This window comes from Bradyrhizobium oligotrophicum, assembly GCF_051168495.1.
Lineage (GTDB): Bacteria > Pseudomonadota > Alphaproteobacteria > Rhizobiales > Xanthobacteraceae > Bradyrhizobium > Bradyrhizobium oligotrophicum_A.
This window is the reverse complement of the sequence record NZ_JBNPVB010000055.1, coordinates 1-1,965: the sequence shown is the minus strand read 5'-3', so window position 1 is coordinate 1,965 and position 1,965 is coordinate 1. Positions and strand designations below refer to the sequence as shown.

2 protein-coding genes and 1 pseudogene are annotated in these 1,965 nt (G+C 62.8%); all 3 read right to left on the bottom strand.

Going from position 1 to position 1,965, the window contains the following annotated elements; translation table 11 throughout:
- Positions 1–69: 69 nt before the first annotated feature.
- Positions 70–643, bottom strand: a pseudogene (locus ACQR1B_RS36145) (IS66 family transposase zinc-finger binding domain-containing protein); the annotation flags it as partial.
- A 69-nt stretch (positions 644–712) separates the two neighbouring features.
- Entirely contained in the window at positions 713–1,039 is a 327-nt protein-coding gene (gene tnpB, locus ACQR1B_RS36140) for an IS66 family insertion sequence element accessory protein TnpB (protein ID WP_434837656.1), read from the bottom strand.
- Between the two features lie 23 nt (positions 1,040–1,062).
- On the bottom strand, positions 1,063–1,965 hold a 903-nt coding region (tnpA, locus tag ACQR1B_RS36135), incomplete at its 5' end, for an IS66 family insertion sequence element accessory protein TnpA (protein ID WP_434871603.1).

Below are 1,965 nucleotides of genomic sequence, written 5' to 3'. Positions count from 1 at the left end.
CTCGCTTCGACTCAGCCGCCGAACACTCGCTCATCACCCCGCCGTCTTGAAGGTGGGGTCTAACGGTCGCTTACGATAGAGCGGAAGGTGATCGCAGTATGCTGATCAGCACGTGCGCGAGCAGCGCTGGCGTCGCCAGACCGCCAGCGATCAACCGCTCGGGCGCACCGGCTTGCACGACCTTGTTGCAGGCGCGGCAGGCGTATTTGGGTCTGGTCGTGCGCACGACGCGAAGCTGCGCCGGGACCCAATCCAGCATCTCGCTGACGCTCTCACCGATCAGATGGAGAGCACCGCCACAGCAGCCGCAGACCCGGTCTTGCACGTCAAGCAGAACGTCTTCGCGTGGCAGATGATCGGGCAGCGCACGACGACGCGGCGGAGACTTGGCTTCAGGCGTGACCTTCGGTTGCGCTTCCTCGATGCGGCCAATGTCGCTGTCGAGATCCTCCAGACCGAGTGCAAGCTGATGGGGGTCGATGCGTTCGGAACTGCGCCCGAACTGCATTCGCTGCAGCTGTTTGATGATGGATTTGAGCCGCTCGATCTCGGTGTCGCGATGGTCGATCGCAGCAGCAATGTCGCGCACCAGGCGCTGCAGAAGCTCAGGATCGGAGGGGAGATTGGCGAGATCGAGCTTCATGTCCGATGGTACTCGAACACGCTGATTCGTAGAAGAATCGCAACTCAGTTCAGCACCGGCTTTTGCAGATCATCCTGCAATCGCAGGCTTCCATACGCGTTCTGGCGCGCGCCAGTCGATGCCTTCGAACAGCATCGCGAGTTGGGCTGGTGTGAGTGTGATCGAGCCGTCATAGCCCGCCATCACCGGCCACACGAAGCCGCCCTGGTCGATGCGTTTCGTGAACAGACGAAGCCCGTTTCCGTCCCAGAACAGGACCTTCAGGATCGATGCCTTTTTGCCGCGGAAGGCAAACAGATGACCAGAGAACGGATCCTTCTTCAGCGTGTCCTGCACCAGCATCGTAAGCCCGTCCATGCCCTTGCGCATGTCGGTGTAGCCGAGCGCCAGGTGCACCTTCACGCCTGCAGGGACGAATATCATTGCGCGGCCTCGTCGCTGTCTATCTGCGCTCGCACGGCGTCCGGACCGCTCCTGGCTGGAGCAAACACGCGCCGTCCGTCAGCGAGGTCGACAGCCATCATGCCCTCTGGTGGACGCACGAGATCGCGCAGGGCGCGTGCGGCGGGCATGTCGTCGGGCAGCAAAACACGGGCGAGGTTGGAGCGCTTCTTTTGCGCAATGCCGAACTGCGCGCGCCAGCGGAACAGAAGCCCGGTGACGATCCCATCCTTGCGGGCGACGGGAGAGACCTTGGCGCCCGGCAGCTCAGTCTCCCTGGCAATTGCGAGCTTCTCCTCGTCGCTGAAAAAGCGCCGGGCCGGCATTTTGGGCGCGGCCGGATCGCCGATCTCGGCGGCTGTCAAGCGGCGTTCGGGCTGTGAGTTCCTGGCACTAGTGCTAACGGCTGGACGGGCGGAGGGATGAAGATGGGCGCGCCAGTCGATCGTCAGCTCGCCGGCGGCCAGTCGGTCGCGCCATTTGCGCGGCGAATGCGGCGACAACTGCATTGCCACGGCGTAGGCGCGGAGCTCCATTCCGCTCCAGTTCAGCGCCTCCACATGCATCGCCCAGAACGCCTGGGACGCTCGATTCCGCACATCCGAGGTGATCGTGAACCTGCGCTGCTTCTGCTTTCGGAGCGCCTTTTCTCGCTCTTCCCGGGCGCGCTCGCGGCGCAATTCCATCTGATATTTCTCGAGCTTAAGCGCAGTCTCATTGCCAGCCAGCCGCCTCAGCCAACGTCGCAGGGTGTTCTCGGTCAGACGTTGTTGCTGGCAGTATTTGCGGATCCCGAGACCGCTCCGACGCCACGCTTCGATGTGCAGCGACCACCATTCGCGGCGCGCTCTGTTCTCGAAATGTTTGGATCCCACCGGAGA